11 protein-coding genes, 1 tRNA gene and 1 pseudogene are annotated in these 18,999 nt (G+C 69.6%); 2 read left to right on the top strand and 11 right to left on the bottom strand.

Features of this window, described 5'->3' with window-relative positions:
• The first annotated feature begins 54 nt into the window (after nt 1–54).
• Nucleotides 55–807, top strand: a complete 753-nt coding sequence (locus tag BHU15_RS15990) for a DNA-formamidopyrimidine glycosylase family protein (protein WP_069627799.1) — start codon at nt 55–57, stop codon at nt 805–807.
• On the opposite strand, the gene BHU15_RS15985 is transcribed toward BHU15_RS15990, so the two are convergent.
• The 10 genes and pseudogenes from BHU15_RS15985 to BHU15_RS15940 all read right to left on the bottom strand — a co-directional run bounded on the left by BHU15_RS15985 (nt 768) and on the right by BHU15_RS15940 (nt 15,866).
• On the bottom strand, nt 768–1,064 hold the full coding sequence (locus BHU15_RS15985) for a hypothetical protein (RefSeq protein WP_069627798.1): 297 nt from the start codon (nt 1,062–1,064) through the stop codon (nt 768–770). The genes BHU15_RS15990 and BHU15_RS15985 overlap by 40 nt on opposite strands.
• A gap of 131 nt (nt 1,065–1,195) precedes the next feature.
• A complete protein-coding gene (locus BHU15_RS15980) occupies nt 1,196–1,666 on the bottom strand; it encodes a Dps family protein (protein ID WP_023538253.1) in 471 nt (156 codons plus the stop codon).
• Between the two features lie 205 nt (nt 1,667–1,871).
• Nucleotides 1,872–2,255 (bottom strand): helix-turn-helix domain-containing protein, encoded by a 384-nt coding sequence (locus tag BHU15_RS15975; RefSeq protein ID WP_023538254.1) that lies wholly within the window; start codon nt 2,253–2,255, stop codon nt 1,872–1,874.
• A gap of 109 nt (nt 2,256–2,364) precedes the next feature.
• Nucleotides 2,365–2,856: a CinA family protein gene (locus tag BHU15_RS15970; protein WP_069627824.1), complete on the bottom strand. Its 492-nt coding sequence runs from the start codon at nt 2,854–2,856 to the stop codon at nt 2,365–2,367.
• Nucleotides 2,857–2,960: 104 nt separating this feature from the next.
• Nucleotides 2,961–3,629 (bottom strand): CDP-diacylglycerol--glycerol-3-phosphate 3-phosphatidyltransferase, encoded by a 669-nt coding sequence (gene pgsA / locus BHU15_RS15965; RefSeq protein ID WP_023538256.1) that lies wholly within the window; start codon nt 3,627–3,629, stop codon nt 2,961–2,963.
• Nucleotides 3,626–5,161, bottom strand: coding sequence for a 30S ribosomal protein S12 methylthiotransferase RimO (gene rimO / locus BHU15_RS15960; protein ID WP_069627797.1), 1,536 nt, complete (start codon nt 5,159–5,161; stop codon nt 3,626–3,628). Before rimO ends, pgsA begins: the two co-directional genes overlap by 4 nt.
• A gap of 164 nt (nt 5,162–5,325) precedes the next feature.
• Entirely contained in the window at nt 5,326–6,180 is an 855-nt protein-coding gene (locus tag BHU15_RS15955) for a helix-turn-helix domain-containing protein (protein WP_069627796.1), read from the bottom strand.
• A gap of 210 nt (nt 6,181–6,390) precedes the next feature.
• A pseudogene (locus BHU15_RS15950) lies at nt 6,391–9,212 on the bottom strand (DNA translocase FtsK).
• Between the two features lie 147 nt (nt 9,213–9,359).
• Nucleotides 9,360–10,025, bottom strand: coding sequence for a response regulator (locus BHU15_RS15945; RefSeq protein ID WP_023538261.1), 666 nt, complete (start codon nt 10,023–10,025; stop codon nt 9,360–9,362).
• A 279-nt stretch (nt 10,026–10,304) separates the two neighbouring features.
• The gene (locus tag BHU15_RS15940) at nt 10,305–15,866 is read right to left on the bottom strand and encodes a HAMP domain-containing protein (RefSeq protein WP_255293122.1); all 5,562 of its coding nucleotides are present in this window, start codon (nt 15,864–15,866) and stop codon (nt 10,305–10,307) included.
• Between the two features lie 286 nt (nt 15,867–16,152).
• Between BHU15_RS15940 and BHU15_RS15935 the strand changes: the two genes are divergently transcribed.
• Nucleotides 16,153–18,798 carry a SpoIIE family protein phosphatase gene (locus BHU15_RS15935; RefSeq protein WP_069627795.1) on the top strand — a complete coding sequence of 882 codons (2,646 nt, stop codon included), beginning with the start codon at nt 16,153–16,155 and terminating at the stop codon, nt 18,796–18,798.
• A gap of 53 nt (nt 18,799–18,851) precedes the next feature.
• Here BHU15_RS15935 and BHU15_RS15930 read toward each other — a convergent pair.
• Nucleotides 18,852–18,927 (bottom strand) — tRNA-Thr (locus tag BHU15_RS15930).
• Nucleotides 18,928–18,999 lie beyond the last annotated feature (72 nt).

The following is an 18,999-nucleotide window of genomic DNA, read 5'->3' as shown; positions in this document are numbered from 1 at the left end:
CGCCACACCCCGTACGCCGCCCGCCGCGGCGGCCCTCTCGCGCATGATGGAAACATGCCCGAAGGTGACACCGTCCTGCAGACCGCCCAGCGCCTGCACACCGCCCTCGCCGGGCGGCTGCTGACCCGGTCCGACCTCCGCGTCCCCCGGTTCGCGACCGCCGACCTCACCGGCCGGACGGTCCTGGACGTCACCCCGCGCGGCAAGCACATCCTGACCCGCGTCGAGGGCGGCCTCACCCTCCACTCACATCTGCGGATGGACGGAGCCTGGCGGGTGTACGGCCCCGACGAGCGCTGGCGCGGCGGTCCCGGCCACCAGATCAGGGCCGTCCTCGGCAACGCCGAACGCGTCGCCGTCGGCTACCGGCTCCCCGTACTCGAACTCCTCCAGACCGCGGACGAGGAGAGCGTGGTGGGCCACCTGGGCCCGGACATCCTCGGGCCGGACTGGGACCCGGACACCGCCCTGCGCAATCTGCTCGCCGACCCGGCCCGCACCGTCGGGGAGGCGCTGCTGGACCAGCGCAATCTCGCGGGCATCGGCAACGTCTTCCGGTGCGAGACCTGCTTCCTCGCCCGTACCACTCCCTGGCTGCCCATCGGGGACCTGCCGGCCCCCCAGCAGCTGGTGACGGCCGCGAAGAAGCTGCTGGAGGCCAACCGGGCACGATCGCGCCGTCATCTGTACGTATACGGCCGCGGCGGCCTCCCCTGCCGCCGCTGCGGCACCCCCATCAGCAAGACGACCGAGGACGACCGCCCCGTCTACTGGTGCCCCCGCTGCCAGCTGGGCCCCGTCCCCTGAGATCCGTCCCGGCGGCCGTCCGGACCCTCCGGGATCTCAGGTACGGATCCCTCGACCGCCGCGACGGCGCCCTTCCCGGATCTCACCGACGTACGGGCCGCCGCGTGCACCGGCAGCAGGCTCAGCCCCCAGCCGCCCGCCGCCACCGCCCCCTCGATGACCCCGGCGTGCTCGGGCGCCAGCGCGAGCCGCAGTACGGCCCACCACCACAGCCCGCCCAGGGCGAGAGCCGGCAGAAGGATCCGTCGCCGTGCCATGGCCGCCTCCTCAGACCGAAGCTAGACCGGCCCGCGTATCCGGCGGAAGGGCGCATCGGAGGCGTGCACGGCGCATGGGCGACCCTTACCGGGGCACACCACGCGACGTACCCGCACCCGGCTCACCCGCCTCAACCGCTCTCCGCCTGGAACATCCACGCGTGCTTCTCGAGATCCGCCGTCAGGCCGATCAGGATGTCCTGGGTGATCGGGTCGGGCTGGTCCGTGGCCCTGATCCGCTCGCGCATGCGCACGACCACCGCGCTGAGGGCGTCCACCAGCGTCCGTACGGCGTCCGTGTCCTTGATCCAGCCGCTGGGAACGGTGCCGATCGCGCTCTGCGCCGCCACCGTCGCCGCGCGGCCGTCCGGGGTCACGCCGATCGCCGCGGCCCGCTCCGCCACCGTGTCCGAGTGCTGGCGGGCCGTGGTGACGACCTCGTCGAGCTGGAGGTGTACGGACCGGAAGCGCGGCCCGACGATGTTCCAGTGCACCTGCTTGGCCACCAGTGAGAGATCGAGCAGATCCACGAGTGCGCCCTGCAGCGCCTCGCCGACCAGCTTCAGATCCGCCTCGGGCAGTGAGCTCTTGACGACAGACATGGGGCGTCCTCCAGTTCCGTTCACACGTACGCCCACCATGGCACAAGACCCCAAAAGGCTCATTTCGGAAAAATTGCCAAGGTTCACCCGTGAGAGGTCACCCGAGAGGTGAACCGCGCCCCCGCCGGCCGCGAACGGGCAAAGCAGAAGCCCCGGCCGGTCACTGGGACCGTCCGGGGCTCAGGCCTCGGTCACGCCGTGCGGATCAAGCGGCGACGACATTCACCGCTTCCGCAGGCGCCTTGATGGTCACCCGCTCCGTCGGCACACCTGCCACCGACGTCACGGAGACGGAATTGAGCATCGGGCGTACCGCCGCGGGCACCGGCTCGGCGGCCGCTGCGGACGCGGCCAGTTCGGCCAGCGACAGTTCGTCGCTCACTTCGCGCATGAGCTCGGACATCCGTACGTCAAGCGCGTCGCAGATAGCGGAGAGCAGCTCGGAAGAAGCCTCCTTCTGCCCCCGCTCCACCTCGGAGAGATAGCCGAGCGAGACTCGGGCGGACGAGGAGACTTCGCGCAGAGTACGGCCCTGGCGCTGGCGCTGCCGACGCAGTACGTCACCAAGCAGGCGACGGAGCAGAATCATCGGTGGCTCCCTCCTCGGACCGCGTAGCCGCAACCTTCTCGCCCCACCGTACCGCCTCGCGCTGCGGCCGTGCGGGGAGCGATGTCGTGTTCACTCAGGGCTGCAAACATCAAATCCCCCCGTTCCGTTCCGTATCCTGTGTCCGCCCGTTCCCGGTCAGTTCGCCGGAGAGCAGGTCCAGCACGCTCCGCACACTCTCTCTACGGATTTCCGCCCGGTCACCGTTCAACCGCAGTGCGGCCACTTTCCCGGCACCGTGCGGACCGCTGACAGCCACGTAGACGGTGCCCACGGGCTGTCCGTCCTGTGCCTCGGGGCCCGCGACCCCCGTGGTCGCGATGCCCCAGCCCGCGGCCAGTGCGTCCCGTACGCCGGCGGCCATCTGCCGTGCGACCTCGGGATCCACCGCGCCCCGCTCGGCCAGAAGTGTTCCGTCCACGCCCAGGACATCGCGCTTGACGTCCGTCGCGTAGGCCGTGACTCCCCCGCGAAGCGCCCGGGAGGCGCCGGGGACGGACGTCAGCTCTGCGGCCACCAGACCGCCGGTCAGCGACTCCGCGACCGCCAGCGTCGTGCCCTGGCGTACGAGCAGATCCAGCACCCGGGCTGCGACCTCTTCAAGGAGAACGCCGTCGGCCGCCGCATCCTTCCCCGCACCGGGTACGGCCCCGTCCCGCATCGCGAACGCCCCCTCCGTCCCGGATGTCACGAAGCGCGCTCCGCCCGGCCCCGCTCGGCGGCCAGCCCCGCCCTCCGTAGGACGATCGCCTGGCGTACGTAGTCCAGGCCGGTCAGCACGGTCAGCACGACCGCGACCGCCATCACCCAGAACCGCAGCGTCGCCAGCGGCCCCGTCAGCGCCAGCACGTACATACCGACCGCCGTGCCCTGCGCCAGCGTCTTCATCTTGCCGCCGCGGCTGGCCGGAATGACCCCGTGCCTGATCACCCAGAACCTCATCAGCGTGATCGCCAGCTCGCGGAAGAGGATCACGCCGGTCACCCACCACGGCAGGTCCCCGAGCGCGGAGAGACTGATCAGCCCGGCCGCCATGATCGCCTTGTCGGCGATCGGATCGGCGATCTTCCCGAAGTCGGTGACCAGGTTGTACGTACGGGCCAGATGCCCGTCGAAGATGTCGGTGATCATGGCTACGGCGAACGCGGCCCACGCCCAGGCGCGCCAGGCCGGGTCGTAACCGCCGTCCTGGAGGAGCAGCGCCACGAAGGCCGGTACGAGCACCAGCCGCATCATCGTGAGGATGTTGGCGATGTTCCACAAGCTGGCCTGATTGACGGCCGCAGCCCCGAGCTTGCCACCGGGCGCCGGCCTACTGCCCTGGCCGCCCTCGGCCGATGCCGGGACTCCGGTCATCTGGCTGCCTCCTCGCCGGGGCTCCGGGGCTCGTCCCCGGTGAAGCCGCAGTACTCGGCCACCAGGTCCACGCCCTCGGTGCCGACCACCTTCGCCTCGACCATACGACCGGGGCGCAGGCCCTCGCTCGACGTGAAGACGACCTGGCCGTCGGTCTCGGGCGCCTGGTGGGCCGCCCGGCCCACGGCGCCCTCCTCGGGGTCGTCCACGGACCCGAGGGACTCCACGAGTACCGTCAGGGTCTCCCCCAGGCGCTCCTCGGCCCGCTGCGACGTCAGCTCGTCGGCCAGCCGCGAGAGCCGCGCCAGCCGCTCGGCCACGACGTCCGGGTCCAGCTTGTGCTCGAACGTCGCCGCCTCGGTGCCGTCCTCGTCCGAGTAGCCGAACACACCGATGGCGTCGAGCCGGGCGCCGGTGAGGAACCGTTCCAGCTCGGCGAAGTCGGCCTCGCTCTCGCCCGGGAAGCCCACGATGAAGTTGGAGCGCACCCCTGCCTGGGGTGCCTTGCCCCGGATCGTCTCCAGCAGCTCCAGGAAACGGTCGGTGTCCCCGAAGCGGCGCATCGCGCGTAGCACTGCGGGCGCGGAGTGCTGGAAGGACAGGTCGAAGTACGGGGCGACGCCCGGCGTCGACGTCAGGACGTCGATGAGTCCGGGACGCATCTCGGCGGGCTGGAGGTAGCTGACCCGTACGCGCTCGATCCCGTCGACCGCGGCGAGTTCGGGCAGCAGCGTCTCCAGGAGGCGGATGTCGCCGAGGTCTTTTCCGTAGGAGGTGTTGTTCTCGGAGACGAGCATGACCTCCTTCACGCCCTGCTCGGCCAGCCAGCGCGTCTCACCCAGCACGTCGGAGGGGCGGCGCGAGATGAAGGAGCCACGGAAGGAGGGGATGGCGCAGAAGGTGCAGCGCCGGTCGCAGCCGGAGGCCAGCTTCACCGAGGCGACGGGGCTGTTGTCGAGGCGTCTGCGCAGCGGGGCGCGCGGGCCGGAGGCGGGCGCGAGTCCCTGCGGCAGGTCGGCGGGGGCGGGGACGATCACCGTCTCTGTAAGAGGTGTCGCCGCGCCGCCGTGTCCGGGTAGTGCCACACCGGTGGCGCCCTGCCGGTCGGCCGGGCTCAGCGGGAGCAGCTTGCGCCGGTCGCGGGGGGTGTGCGAGGCGTGGATACCGCCGTTGAGGATGGTCTGGAGGCGGTCCGAGATGTCGGCGTAGTCGTCGAATCCGAGCACGCCGTCCGCTTCGGGGAGCGATTCCGCGAGTTCCTTGCCGTAGCGCTCGGCCATGCAGCCGACGGCGACGACGGCCTGGGTTCTGCCGTGATCCTTCAGATCGTTGGCTTCCAGCAGGGCGTCGACGGAGTCCTTCTTGGCGGCTTCGACGAAGCCGCAGGTGTTGACGACGGCGACGTCCGCGTCGGCGGCTTCCTCGACGAGCTCCCAGCCGTCCGCTGCCAAGCGGCCTGCAAGCTCCTCCGAGTCCACCTCGTTACGGGCGCAGCCAAGCGTGACAAGGGCGACGGTACGGCGTTCGGGCATGGGCTCAAGACTACTTTGTCCTGGCCGCCCTCCTGCCGTGCAGGGTTGCCCGGCCCGCCCGAAGACGACGGGCCACTCCCAGGGCCGACCCCGCGCCCCGCCGTACGACGGTGCGTCCGATGCCCGCCGACGCCGTCGGTTCCCGTCCGGCGCCGGCCGCGGCATCAGCCTGCCTCGGGGTCGCCCTTCGTGTACGACGGCCGCTCCACCTGGCCGGGCTTGAAGTCCTCGTCGACCTGCTTGCCGTTGACGAAGATGTCGATCACCCCGGCGTTGCCGAGGATGAAGTCGATCTGCTCGTCGTCCTGGAAGGTCTTGGACTCGCCCTTGAGGAGCAGTCCGTCGAAGATCAGTTCACCGTTGGGGGACTTCGCGGAGATCCAGCTCTTGTCCTCGACGGCGGAGAGCTTGACGGTCACCTTGTCGGCCGGGGCCGCCGCGATGGCGCTGTCCGACGGGTCGGGCTTCGGGTCGGCGGGCTTCGTGGTGCTCGGCGCTGAGGTCGTCTTCTCCGGCGCGGGGCCTTCGGCGACCTGCTTGCCCTGCCCCTCGTCCTCGGTGCCGTTGAACATGGTGAAGCCGACGAAGCCGATCACCGCGACGATCGCGGCGACCATGGCGGCCGTCCAGTTCGGACGGCGCCGCTCCGGGCGGATCCGCTCGGCCTCGAACAGCGGGGCGGCGGGCGTCGGCGCCGGGCGCCCGCCGTGCTCGGAGTCGTACTGCCGGACCAGAGGTTCGGGGTCGATCCCGACGGAGCGCGCGACCATACGGATGTGACCGCGCGCGTAGACGTCGCCGCCGGAGCGCGAGAAGTCGTCCTGCTCGATCGCTTGCACGATGGGAACGCGCACCCGGGTGGAGGCGCTGACCTCTTCGACGGTCAGTCCTGCGGCGGTGCGTGCTTCTTGTAGGACGTGACCGACCGAAGGCTTGTCCTTTTCGGTCGCGGGCCGCTCGTCCTCAGCGGGGTCGACGGCGGAAGGCTGGTCGTCTTCGGGGGAGTTGCCGATGGACACGGGAGTGCCTTTCGAGCGTGTAGCCACCTGCTGGATGTTCAGTCTATGGGTGGTACGAAAGGGTGGGGCAACCGGGCGGACGCACTTTGTACGCCATCTGAATGGCCGGGCGGCGTGTCGACGGGACACCGGGGTGTCTCTCTCTCCACGTTGACGTCCGGCCGGCCGAAAGGGTTGCCCCGGATATCTCTCGGATCGCCTCAGTCGTCGTCAATTCCCGTCAGCTCCTTCGGGAGCGGGCTCGCCACGGATCACCGCGAGCACCCCGTCCAGCTCGTCCGCCTTCACCAGCACGTCACGCGCTTTGGAACCCTCGCTCGGACCGACGATGTTCCGCGATTCCATCAGATCCATGAGCCTTCCCGCTTTGGCGAAACCCACGCGCAACTTCCGCTGAAGCATCGATGTCGATCCGAACTGAGTGGAGACGACCAACTCGGCGGCCTGGCACAACAGATCGAGATCGTCGCCGATGTCCTCGTCGATCTCCTTCTTCTTGGCCGTGCCGACGACGACGTCCTCCCGGAAGACGGGCGCCATCTGGTCCTTGCAGTGCTGTACGACGGCGGCGACCTCGTCCTCCGTAACGAAGGCGCCCTGCATACGTGTCGGCTTGCTGGCCCCCATCGGGAGGAAGAGCCCGTCGCCCTTGCCGATCAGTTTCTCGGCACCGGGCTGGTCGAGGATGACCCGGCTGTCGGCGAGCGAGGACGTCGCGAAGGCGAGCCGGGAGGGCACGTTCGCCTTGATCAGACCGGTGACGACGTCGACCGATGGGCGCTGCGTGGCGAGCACCAGATGGATGCCGGCGGCGCGGGCCAACTGGGTGATGCGCACGATCGCGTCCTCGACGTCGCGCGGCGCGACCATCATCAGGTCGGCCAGCTCGTCAACGATCACCAGCAGGTACGGATACGGCGTCAGCTCGCGCTCGCTGCCCTCGGGGGCCTTGACCTTGCCGTTGCGTACGGCCTGGTTGAAGTCGTCGATGTGGCGGTAGCCGTACGCCGCGAGGTCGTCATAGCGCAGGTCCATCTCGCGCACAACCCACTGAAGCGCCTCGGCGGCCCGCTTGGGGTTGGTGATGATGGGCGTGATCAGGTGCGGGATGCCCTCGTACGCCGTGAGCTCGACCCGCTTGGGGTCGACGAGGACCATCCGGACGTCCTCCGGGGTCGCCCGGACCATCACGGAGGTGATCAGGCAGTTGATGCAGGAGGACTTGCCGGATCCGGTGGCGCCGGCGACCAGCAGGTGCGGCATCTTGGCGAGGTTGGCCATCTCGTAGCCGCCCTCGACGTTCTTGCCGAGCGCGACGAGACGACCATCTCCCGGTCGGAGTTCGGGATCTCGATGCCGACGGCGGACTTGCCGGGGATGGGGCTGATGATCCGGACGTCGGGGCTGGCCACGGCGTAGGCGATGTTCTTGGTGAGCGCGGTGATGCGCTCGACCTTCACGGCGGGGCCGAGCTGGACCTCGTAGCGGGTGACGGTCGGACCCCGGGTGAAGCCGGTGACGGTCGCGTCGACCTTGAACTCCATGAAGACGTTGGTCAGTGAGTCGACGACCGCGTCGTTGGCGGCACTGCGGGTCTTGCCGGGGCCGCCGCGCTCCAGCAGGTCCAGGGACGGCAGGGAGTAGGTGATGTCGCCGGCGAGCTGAAGCTGCTCGGCGCGCGGCGGCAGCGACCGGTCCTGCGCGGGGGCGGGCTTGGTCAGGTCGGCGACGCCTCCGGACCGGGACTGCGCGGCGTCGGCACGCGCCTCCGGCTCGCGCGCCGTGGGTACGGAGTGCTCGCCCGACCCGGATCCCACGCCGACCGGCCCGCGCTTACGCTCCCCCGGCCGCGCCTTCGCGGCGTCCCGCGTGCGGTCGGCCGAGACGCCCTGCGTGAGGTCGGCGACGATCGGCGAGGGCGGCATCCCGTTGAGTACCGCTCCGTCCAGCGCGGCGGCAGCGGCGGCGGCCACGTCGACGGCGTCCAGGGGCCGCTGCCTGCCGGGCCCCGCCGACTGCCTGCGCGGGCGCCGGCGGCGGGCCAGCGCCTCGGCCTCGGCCTGGTCGGAGTCGTGGTCGTAGTCGTCGGGCGCCGCGCCGCGCCGGGCCGTCGAGCGCCGCCCCCGCGCGGGCAGGGCCTCACGCCACTGCTCGTCGTACCGCTCGTCGTCGCCGTCGTACTCCTGCCGCTCCTCGTCGTCGCGGTCGGCCGGGGCGGGATCGAGGATCCCGAGCCGGACGGCGAGCTGCCGCAGCCGCTGCGGGATGGCGTTGACGGGTGTCGCCGTGACGACGAGCAGCCCGAAGACGGTCAGCAGGACCAGCATCGGTACGGCCAGCACCTCGCCCATGGCGAAGATCAGCGGCATGGACGCGCCCCAGCCGATGAGCCCGCCGGCGTCCTGCATCGCCTCCGTACCGGCGTCCCGGCCCGGGGAGCCACAGGCGATGTGCACGAGCCCCAGGACGCCGATCACGAGCGCGGAGAGGCCGATGACGATGCGTCCGTTGGCCTCGGGCCGCTGCGGGTAGAGGATCAGCCGGACGGCGACGGCGCCGAGCAGTATCGGGACGAGCAGGTCGAGCCGGCCGAAGGCGCCGGTGATGAGCATCTCGACGAGATCGCCGACCGGGCCGCGCAGGTTCGACCACGTACCGGCGGCGACGATCAGCGCGAGCGCGAGCAGCAGGAGCGCGACGCCGTCCTTGCGGTGCGCCGGGTCGAGGCCCTTGGCGCCCCGGCCTATGCCGCGGAACATCGCGCCGACCGCGTGCGCGAGACCCAGCCAGAGGGCGCGTACGAGGCGGTAGACGCCGTTGGTCGGGGACGGCGCGGGCTTGGGTGCAGGTTTGGCCGCGGACTTCTTCGCGGGGGCCTTCTTGGCCGGTGCCTTCTTCGCGGGTGCGGTCTTCTTCGCCGCGGCCTTGGCGGCGGGGGCCGCCTTCTTCGCGGCACCGCTCGCACGGCCGGCACGCGGTTTCGCGGTGCCCGCCGCGCCCTGGGAACCCTTGCCGGACGTACGTGAGGCCATGGAGGTGAGGTTACCGGTGTGAACGGCGACGGACACGTGTGCCCACTGCTTCACCCGATCGTGTCGCCCGCCGCCGACCGGAAACTGACGCGCTCTCAGCTCCTCGGTCCGGACTGCGGACCGGACCGCGGAACGGTCCTCGGAAGGTCAGTTGGGCGAGGGGAGCGGGGAGCCGCCTCCGCTGCCCGGCTCCAGGGCGTCGAGCGCCCGGCGGAGTCCGGTCAGTTTGCGCTCCAGATGCGCGGCCGTGGCGACGGCCGCCGCGTCCGCGGACTCGTCGTCCAGCTGCTTGGAGAGCGCCTCGGCCTGCTCCTCAACCGCGGCGAGCCGGGCGGACAGTTCGGCCAGGAGACCCGTCGGCTCCTTTACCTCGCCCGCTCCCGCCAGTTGCAGTCTGAGCAGTTCGGCCTGCTCCTTCAACTGGCAGTTCTTCATGTACAGCTCGACGAAGACCGAGACCTTCGCGCGCAGCACCCACGGGTCGAACGGCTTGGAGATGTAGTCCACCGCGCCGGCGGCATAGCCCCGGAAGGTGTGGTGCGGACCGTGGTTGATGGCCGTGAGGAAGATGATCGGGATGTCGCGCGTCCGCTCACGCCTCTTGATGTGCGCGGCGGTCTCGAAACCGTCCATCCCCGGCATCTGGACGTCCAGCAGAATGACCGCGAAGTCGTCCGTCAGCAGCGCCTTGAGCGCTTCCTCCCCTGACGATGCCCGCACCAGCGTCTGATCGAGCGCGGAGAGAATGGCCTCCAGCGCCAGCAGATTCTCCGGCCGGTCATCGACCAGGAGGATCTTGGCCTTCTGCACCATGGCCCGCCCTCCTCGCCCCGGCTGTGCACCGGGCGCCGCCCCAGGGGACGACTCCCTTACGCCGTCCGTCCTTGTGCCGGTCATGGTAGCCGCACCCCGCCTGTCGCCACACCCTGTCACCGCGATGTCACTGTGCACGTAGCAAAAACGTCACAGGAGCTCGGAAAGTTCCCCGATTACCTGCGGCCCACACGTGATGGACCACAAGAACTCACCTTCTCCCACAGGTTCGCACAGCCGCCGGTCACTTACGAAGCCGCTCCCGGCGTCACTTATGTGTCACTTCTGATGCATCCACTGCTCCATCACCGACAGAAGATGATCTGGATCGACCGGCTTTGTCACATAGTCAGATGCGCCGGAGTCGATCGCCTTCTCCCGGTCGCCCTTCATCGCCTTCGCGGTGAGCGCGATGATCGGCAGCCCGGCGAACTGCGGCATCCTGCGGATCGCCGTCGTCGTCGCGTAACCGTCCATCTCCGGCATCATGATGTCCATCAGCACCAGCGTCACGTCGTCGTGCTGCTCCAACACCTCGATGCCCTCACGGCCGTTCTCGGCGTACAGCACCGACAGACCGTGCTGTTCCAGGACGCTGGTCAGCGCGAAGACGTTGCGGATGTCGTCGTCCACGATCAGCACCTTCTCGCCGCCGAAGGAGAACGTACGCCGCTCCTCCGGAGCGTCCTGCGCGTCGGGCGCCCAGGGCTCCTGCGCCCCCGAAACACCTGCCGGCCGCGCGCCGTTGGCCGTACCCGCCGAACCGTTGCCGCCACCAGGCAGATCACCTGACGCACCCCCAGGGCCCCCAGGGCGTCCGGACAACGAGTTCAGCTGCTCCGGACCGCCCAGGGCCTTGCGGCGGCGCCGGAACAGCGCGGCGGGCCCCGTACGGGCCTCCGACGGAGCCGCGGGCCGGTCCAGGTGCGCCCGCTCCGCCGACAGGGACGAGTAGTCGCTGCCGCCGCGCTGCGGATCGATGCCCGGCGCGAGCTGCGGGTAGCCCTGCGGGGGCAGTTCACTGGCGTGCAGCGGCAGGTACAGCGTGAACGTCGAACCGCGGCCCGGCTCGCTCGCCGCGTGGATCTCACCGCCCAGCAGCCGGGCGATCTCCCGGCTGATGGACAGGCCCAGACCCGTACCTCCGTACTTACGGCTCGTCGTACCGTCCGCCTGCTTGAACGCCTCGAAGATCACCCGCATCTTGCTCGCCGCGATCCCGATACCGGTGTCGGTGACGGAGAAGGCGATCAGATCGGCGTCCGCGTCACGCAGCGAGCCCGCCTCCAGCAGCTGCTCCCTGATCGCGTTGGGCACATCCGCCCCCGCGGGCCGGATCACCAGCTCCACGGCGCCCGTGTCGGTGAACTTCACCGCGTTGGACAGCAGGTTGCGCAGCACCTGGAGCAGCCGCTGCTCGTCGGTGTGCAGCGTCGCAGGCAGCTCCGGGGAGACCCGTACGGAGAAGTCGAGCCCCTTCTCCGCCGTCAGCGGCCGGAACGTCGCCTCGACGTAGTCGACGAGCTGCACGAGCGCGATCCGCGTCGGGCTGACGTCCATCTTGCCCGCCTCGACCTTCGACAGATCGAGGATGTCGTTGATGAGCTGGAGCAGATCGGAGCCCGCGCCGTGGATCGTCTCGGCGAACTCCACCTGCTTCGGCGAGAGATTCATCTCCGCGTTGTCCGCGAGCAGCTTCGCCAGGATGAGCAGCGAGTTCAGCGGCGTACGCAGCTCGTGCGACATGTTCGCGAGGAACTCGGACTTGTAGCGCATCGACACCGCGAGCTGCTCGGCGCGCTCCTCCAGCACCTGCCGCGCCTCTTCGATCTCGGTGTTCTTCACCTCGATGTCCCGGTTCTGACGGGCCAGCAGCTCCGCCTTCTCCTCCAGCTCCGCGTTGGAGGACTGAAGGGCCTTCTGCCGGTTCTCCAGCTCCGCAGAGCGCTCCCGCAGCTGCTCGGTCAGCTCCTGCGACTGCTTGAGCAGCACCTCGGTCTTGGTGTTGACGCTGATCGTGTTGACGCTCGTCGCGATCATCTCGGCGATCTGGTTCAGGAAGTCCCGCTGGATCTGGGTGAAGGGCTGGAACGACGCCAGCTCGATCACACCGAGGACCTTGCCCTCGAACAGCACCGGCAGCACGATCACGTACGCCGGTGACGCCTCGCCGAGCCCCGAGGAGATCTTCAGATAGCCCGGCGGGACATTCACCTGGATCGTGCGCTTCTCCTCGGCGGCCGTACCGATCAGGGTCTCGCCCGGCCGGAAAGAGGTCGGCATCGAACCGGCCGAGTAGCCGTAACTGCCGCGCATGCACAGCTCGTACGAGCCGTCGCGCCCACCGCCCGTCCCCAGCTCGGAGACGGTGCCGGTCGGCATCGCGAGGAAGAACGCGCCGTGCTGCGCCGCGACCACCGGCGTCAGCTCGCTCATGATCAGCGAGGCGACGTCGTCGAGGTCGCGGCGGCCCTGCATCAGTCCGGAGATACGGGCCAGGTTGCCCTTGAGCCAGTCCTGCTCCTCGTTGGCGAGGGTGGTGTCGCGCAGGTTGGCGATCATGGTGTTGATGTTGTCCTGGAGGACCTGGATCTCGCCCGCCGCGTCGACGTCGATCTTCAGATTCAGATCGCCGCGGGTCACCGCGGTGGCGACGGCGGCGATCGCCCGCACCTGACGGGTCAGGTTGCCGGCCATCTCGTTCACCGACTCGGTGAGGTCGCGCCAGGTGCCGTCGACGTCCCTGACCCGGGCCTGGCCGCCCAACTGCCCGTCCGTGCCCACCTCACGGGCCACCCGGGTGACCTGGTCGGCGAACGACGACAGCTGGTCGACCATGGTGTTGATGGTGTTCTTCAGTTCCTGGATCTCACCGCGGGCGTCGATGTCGATCTTCTTGGTGAGATCACCCTTGGCGATGGCGGTGGTGACCGTGGCGATCTGGCGCACCTGACCGGTCAGGTTGGACGCCATCGAGTTCACCGACTCGGTGAGGTCCTTCCAGGTCCCCGAGACGCCCGGCACGCGCGCCTGGCCGCCCAACTCGCCCTCGGTGCCCACCTCGCGGGCGACGCGCGTCACCTCGTCGGCGAAGGACGACAACGTAGTCACCATGATGTTGACGGTGTCGGCGAGTTCGGCGACCTCGCCGCGTGCCTCGACGGTGACCTTCTTGGTGAGGTCGCCGTTGGCGACCGCCGAGGAGACCCGCGAGATGTTCCGCACCTGACTCGTCAGGTTGTTGGCCATCGTGTTGACGTTGTCGCTGAGGTCCTTCCAGATGCCGGTCACGCCGCGTACCCGCGCCTGGCCGCCGAGGATGCCCTCGGTGCCCACCTCACGGGCCACCCTGGTCACCTCGTCGGCGAAGTTCGACAGCTGGTCGACCATCGTGTTGACGGTCGTGACGAGGTCGAGGATCTCGCCCTTGGCGTCGACGGTGATCTTCTTCGACAGATCGCCCTTGGCGACGGCCGTCGTGACCTCGGCGATGTTGCGGACCTGCGAGGTCAGGTTGTTCGCCATGAAGTTGACGGACTGTGTGAGGTCCTTCCAGGTGCCCGAGACACCCTGTACTTCCGCCTGACCGCCGAGCATGCCCTCCGTACCGACCTCGCGGGCCACGCGGGTCACCTGCTCCGCGAAGTTCGACAGCTGGTCCACCATCGTGTTGAGGGTGTTCTTCAGCTCCAGGATCTCACCGCGCGCGTCGACGTCGATCTTCTGAGACAGGTCACCGCGCGCCACCGCCGTGGCGACCTGGGCGATGTTGCGGACCTGGGAGGTCAGGTTCCCCGCCATACCGTTCACGGAGTCCGTCAGATCGCGCCAGACACCGGCGACGCCCGGCACCTGCGCCTGGCCGCCGAGCCTACCGTCCGTGCCCACCTCGCGGGCCACGCGGGTCACCTGCTCGGCGAAGGCCGAGAGCTGGTCGACCATCGTGTTGATGGTGTTCTTCAGCTCCAGGATCTCGCCACGGGCGTCGACGTCGATCTTCTGCGACAGGTCGCCACGCGCCACGGCCGTGGTCACCTGGGCGATCTGACGCACCTGGTCGGTCAGATTGCCGGCCATGAAGTTGACGGAGTCGGTCAGTTCCTTCCAGGTACCGGAGACGCCGTCCACCCGCGCCTGACCGCCCAGCCTGCCCTCCGTACCCACGTCACGCGCCATCCGCGTCACCTGGTCGGCGAACGACGACAGCTGCGCCACCATCGTGTTGACCGTGTTCTTCAGTTCGAGCATCTCGCCCGCGACGTTGACGGTCACCTTCTGGGAAAGGTCACCGTTCGCCACCGCCGTCGTCACCTGCGCGATGTCGCGCACCTGGCCGGTGAGGTTGTGGAACGCGGTGTTGACGGAGTCGGTGAGGTCCTTCCACGTACCCGCCGCGCCCGGCACCTCGGCCTGGCCGCCGAGTTGGCCCTCGACACCGACCTCGCGGGCGACCCGCGTGACCTCGGAGCCGAACGAATTGAGCTGCCGCACCATCGTGTTGACGGTGTTCTTCAGTTCCAGCATCTCGCCGGCCACGTCGACGGTCACCTTCTGGGAAAGGTCACCGTTCGCCACCGCCGTCGTCACCTGGGCGATGTCCCGCACCTGGGTGGTCAGATTGCGGAAGACGGTGTTGACCGAGTCCGTCAGGTCCTTCCAGGTGCCCGCCGCGCCCGGCACCTGAGCCTGACCGCCCAGCACACCCGAGCCGCCGACCTCGCTCGCCACCCGGGTCACCTCGTCGGCGAACGTACGCAGCGTCTCGGTCATCTGGTTGATCGTCTCGGCGAGCTGCGCGACCTCGCCGCGCGCGCTCACGGTGACCTTCTGAGAAAGATCGCCGTTCGCGACGGCGGTGGTGACCTCCGCGATGCCACGCACCTGACTGGTCAGGTTGCCGGCCATCGTGTTCACCGAATCGGTGAGGTCCTTCCACACACCGGCCACGCCGGGCACGGTGGCCTGGCCACCCAGCTCGCCCTCGGTGCCCACCTCGCGGGCCACTCGCGTCACCTCGGACGAGAACGACGACAGCTGGTCCACCATCGTGTTCACGGTGTTCTTCAACTGAAGCATCTCGCCGGCCACGTGCACGGTGACCTTGCGCGACAGATCACCCTTGGCGACGGCCGTCGTAACGAGAGCAATGTCACGTACCTGAGCGGTGAGCCGGTACGCCATCGTGTTGACGGAATCCGTGAGATCCTTCCACGAACCCGACATTCCGCGCACCTTGGCCTGACCGCCGAGCTTGCCCTCGGTACCGACCTCCAGCGCCACCCGCGTCACCTCGTCGGTGAACGCGGACAACTGGTCGACCAGGCTGTTCACGGTCCTGGCGACCTTCAGGAACTCGCCGCGCAGCGGGCGCTCCGTCCCCGCCGAGCCCTCGTCGAAGTGCGAACGCAGCTCCATCCGCTGCTCCAGGTCGCCCTCGGCGACCGCCGACAGCACCCGCCCGACCTCGGACACAGGGCGCGCCAGGTCGTCCACCAGGGCGTTCGACGCGTCGATGGCGGTGGCCCAGGACCCCTCACAGGCGCCTGTCTCCAGCCGCTCGGTGAGCTTGCCCTCACGCCCGACCATGCGGCGTACGCGGGCCAGCTCGCCCGTGAGGTGCAGATTCCGGTCCGCCACCTCGTTGAACACGGCGGAGATCTCCGCCATCACATCGTCACCGGAGACGGTCAGGCGTTTACGGAAGTTGCCGTCCCGCATCGCCACCAAGGCCGTCAGCAGTCTGTTGAGAGCCGCCGCATCAACCTCGATGGCCCCGTTGTTCCGGGACCGTCCGCCTTTCGCGCGCGTGCTGTTGCCACGCGCCGCCACGCCAGACTCCACCGTGTCCCTCCCGCGGGGGTTGACCGTACTGACTGCTCAGACCTGTTACTCGGACTGTCTCTGGAATCCTGCCCAGTGTTTCACCACGGCTGAACCTGGCGATAACAGATCGGCAGCTTCGCATAGCGTCCCCACCCCCGGTAGGCGGAAACAGTGGCAACCGGCATCCACCCTGCCAGCGAAGGTAAGTAACCTGGCATCCGGCTGTCCAACCGTCCCGGTCCGCCCGGCGGGGGCGGTGTGGCGAACGTACTACCACCGGGCTTCTGGAGGGCGGGGCCGAATCATGGCGGAGCCGGGCGTCGAGACGCGTACGAGGAGTTCTGTGATCACCGCGCGGGCGGCTGCCAGCTTCGACCCTGTCGGGCGGTCCGTCGCGACCGCCCGCGCCTTTGTCCGTGACACGCTCCAGGGCTGGGGGTACTCCGACGTCGTCGACGACGCCGTGGTCCTCACCAGCGAACTCGTCACCAACGCGGTCATCCACGCCGGCACGTCGGCGGACGTGCTCTGCCTCCGTACGGAGGGCGCCGTCCGCGTCGAGGTCTCCGACCGCTATCCCGAACGTGAGATCCCCATGCAGGGCACGGGGCTGTCCCTGGGCAGCCCCGACCGGGAAAACGGCCGCGGACTGCTCCTCTGCGCGGCCCTGGCCTCCCGCTGGGGCGTCGACTACACCCCGACGCACAAACAGGTCTGGTTCCAGCTCGACCTGCCGGACCGCCCTGTCGGCGCGCGGTCCGCCGGCCCCGTCATCCCGAACGCGCTCCTCCCCGTCACCGACGAACGGGTCAGGGTCGCCGTCGTCCAGATCGACAGAACCGGCGCCGTCTCGACCTGGAACGAGGACGCGGAACACCTCTTCGGCTACCCCGCCGACCAGGTCATCGGCAAACCCCTCACCGACTTCGCCGCCTGGCCGCACACGCCGGGCATCGGCACCGGCATCGCCGAGGCGCTGCTGCTCTCGCGCTGGGAGGGCAGTTACGGAATCCGCGGCAGCGACGGCCGAGTCATCCCCGTGTACGCCTCCCACCTCCGGGTGCGCGACACCGAGGGCGAGCCGTCCACCGTCTGCCTTCTCGTACGCGACGACGAACGCGCCGTCATCCAGACCCCGCAGCGCGCCCCCGCCACCGAGGCGGGCGCCGAGAGCCGCACCGTGGACCCCTTCGAGGTCTTCATCGGCTCACCGGCCCCGGAGGATCTCGACGGTCTGCTCCAGCGCACCGTGGAGCGCGCCCGCGACATGCTCGAAGGCGACTCCGCCTTCCTCCTGCTCGCCACCGACGACGAGACGGAGCTGGAGGTACGGGCCACCACCGGGCTCCCCTCGGCGCGCCAGCGCTTCGCCCGCGTCCCGGTGGAGGCCGGCACGGGGCGGTACGGCTCCGCCCGGATGCCCGCCGTCCACGAGGACCTGGTGATCGTCCCCGGCGCCGTCCCGCTGCTCAACGGCACCGGCATGCGCTCCGTCGTCACCGTCCCGCTCAAGGTGGAGGGCCGGCTCACCGGCTCGCTGGGCGTCGCCGCCGAATCCGCGGGCCGGTACTCCAACGAGGAGGCCCTGCGACTCCAGTTCGCCGCCGACCGCATCGCCCTGGCCGTCGAGTCCGCCCGGCTCGGCGAGCTCGAACGCCTCCGGCGCGGTTCGCTCTCCTTCCTCGTCGAAGCCTCCGACCTGCTCGCCGGCACACTCGACCGGGACCAGACACTCGCGCTCATGGCACAGATGACGGTGCCGACCCTCGCGACCTGGTGCGCCGTCTACACGATCGCCGACCAGGCGTCGGACCCCTACCTCTCGTACGTACTGCACGAGGACGAAGAGCGCATCGACGGCCTCAAGGCCCTGCTCTCCACGATCGATCCGCCCGAGCCGGTGCCGACTCCGGGCGCCCGCGTGTGGACCGGCCCGGCCGACGCCGCGCACCAGGCGGCGCTCCGTACGTCCATGAGGGAGCTGGGAGGGGCCTCCACGCCCGTCTCCTCCGGAATCGGCACCACGCTGGCTACAGCGGCCGCGGTGGGCGGAGAGACCGTCGTACTGCCTCTCGTCGCCCGTAACCGGGTCATCGGGATGCTCACCCTCGGCAAGCCGTCCGACGACCACTTCCGCCAGGAGATCCTGGAGCTGGCCGAGGACCTGTCCCGGCGAGCGGCGCTCGCGCTCGACAACGCGCGCCTCTACTCGGAGCGCATGGCGATCAGCCAGTCTCTTCAACGCAGCCTGCTGCCGCCGGAGTTGCCCCAGGTGCCCAACGTCGAGGTGGAGGTCATCTACCGCGCGGCGGGCGAGGGCAACGAGGTGGGCGGCGACTTCTACGACATCTTCCCGATCCACGACGGCGCGTACGGCTTCGCGATCGGCGACGTCTGCGGCACGGGCCCGGAAGCCGCGGCGGTGACGGGCCTCGCCCGGCACGCGCTCCGCCTCCTGGCCCGCGAGGGCTTCAGCGGCCCGGCGGTACTGGAGCGCCTGAACGCGGCGATCCTCGACGAGGGCGCGCGCAGCCGCTTCCTGACGCTGCTTTACGGGGAGTTGTGGCCCCAGGAGGACGGCAGCGCCGTCCTCAAGGTCGTCTGCGCCGGCCATCCGCTGCCGCTGCGCCTGCGCCAGGACGGCACGGTGGAGGCGGCGGCCGACCCGCAGCCGCTGCTCGGCGTCATGGACGACCTGGAGCTGTACGAGCAGATGGTCACCCTCGACCCGGGCGACGTCCTGCTCTGTGTCACCGACGGCGTCACCGAACGCCGTGAGGGAACCCGGATGCTGGGCGACGACGGTCTCGTCGATGTCCTGACGGGCTGTACGGGCCTGACGGCCGGCGCCGTCGCGTCACGCGTGCTGCGAGCGGTGGAGAGGTTCGCGGCCGAGCCGGCGTCGGACGACATGGCCATCCTGGCGATGCGGGTACCGGAACCGCAGTAGGAACCGCCGAACGAAAGAAGGGCCCCGCCAACAGGCGGGGCCCTTCTTCGTGTTGGAGCCCCAATACGGAATCGAACCGTAGACCTTCTCCTTACCATGGAGACGCTCTACCGACTGAGCTATTGGGGCGGGACAACAAGAGAGATCATACCCGAAGCTCGGCTGTGCTGGAAACCGTGGCCTGAACGCAGAAATGCCTCA

Origin of the sequence: Streptomyces niveus, assembly GCF_001723055.1 — a bacterium.
GTDB classification, from domain to species: Bacteria; Actinomycetota; Actinomycetes; order Streptomycetales; family Streptomycetaceae; genus Streptomyces; species Streptomyces niveus.
Note: the sequence above shows the minus strand (reverse complement) of the source record. Positions and strands in the feature narration are given on the sequence as shown.

Excerpts from the sequence above, each read along its gene's own strand:
- pgsA (WP_023538256.1), bottom strand. The coding sequence starts at position 3,629 with ATGACCGGAGTCCCGGCATCGGCCGAGGGCGGCCAGGGCAGTAGGCCG.
- BHU15_RS15935 (WP_069627795.1), top strand. The coding sequence starts at position 16,153 with ATGGCGGAGCCGGGCGTCGAGACGCGTACGAGGAGTTCTGTGATCACC.
- rimO (WP_069627797.1), bottom strand. The coding sequence starts at position 5,161 with ATGCCCGAACGCCGTACCGTCGCCCTTGTCACGCTTGGCTGCGCCCGT.
- BHU15_RS15990 (WP_069627799.1), top strand. The coding sequence starts at position 55 with ATGCCCGAAGGTGACACCGTCCTGCAGACCGCCCAGCGCCTGCACACC.
- BHU15_RS15985 (WP_069627798.1), bottom strand. The coding sequence starts at position 1,064 with ATGGCACGGCGACGGATCCTTCTGCCGGCTCTCGCCCTGGGCGGGCTG.
- BHU15_RS15975 (WP_023538254.1), bottom strand. The coding sequence starts at position 2,255 with ATGATTCTGCTCCGTCGCCTGCTTGGTGACGTACTGCGTCGGCAGCGC.
- BHU15_RS15945 (WP_023538261.1), bottom strand. The coding sequence starts at position 10,025 with ATGGTGCAGAAGGCCAAGATCCTCCTGGTCGATGACCGGCCGGAGAAT.
- BHU15_RS15980 (WP_023538253.1), bottom strand. The coding sequence starts at position 1,666 with ATGTCTGTCGTCAAGAGCTCACTGCCCGAGGCGGATCTGAAGCTGGTC.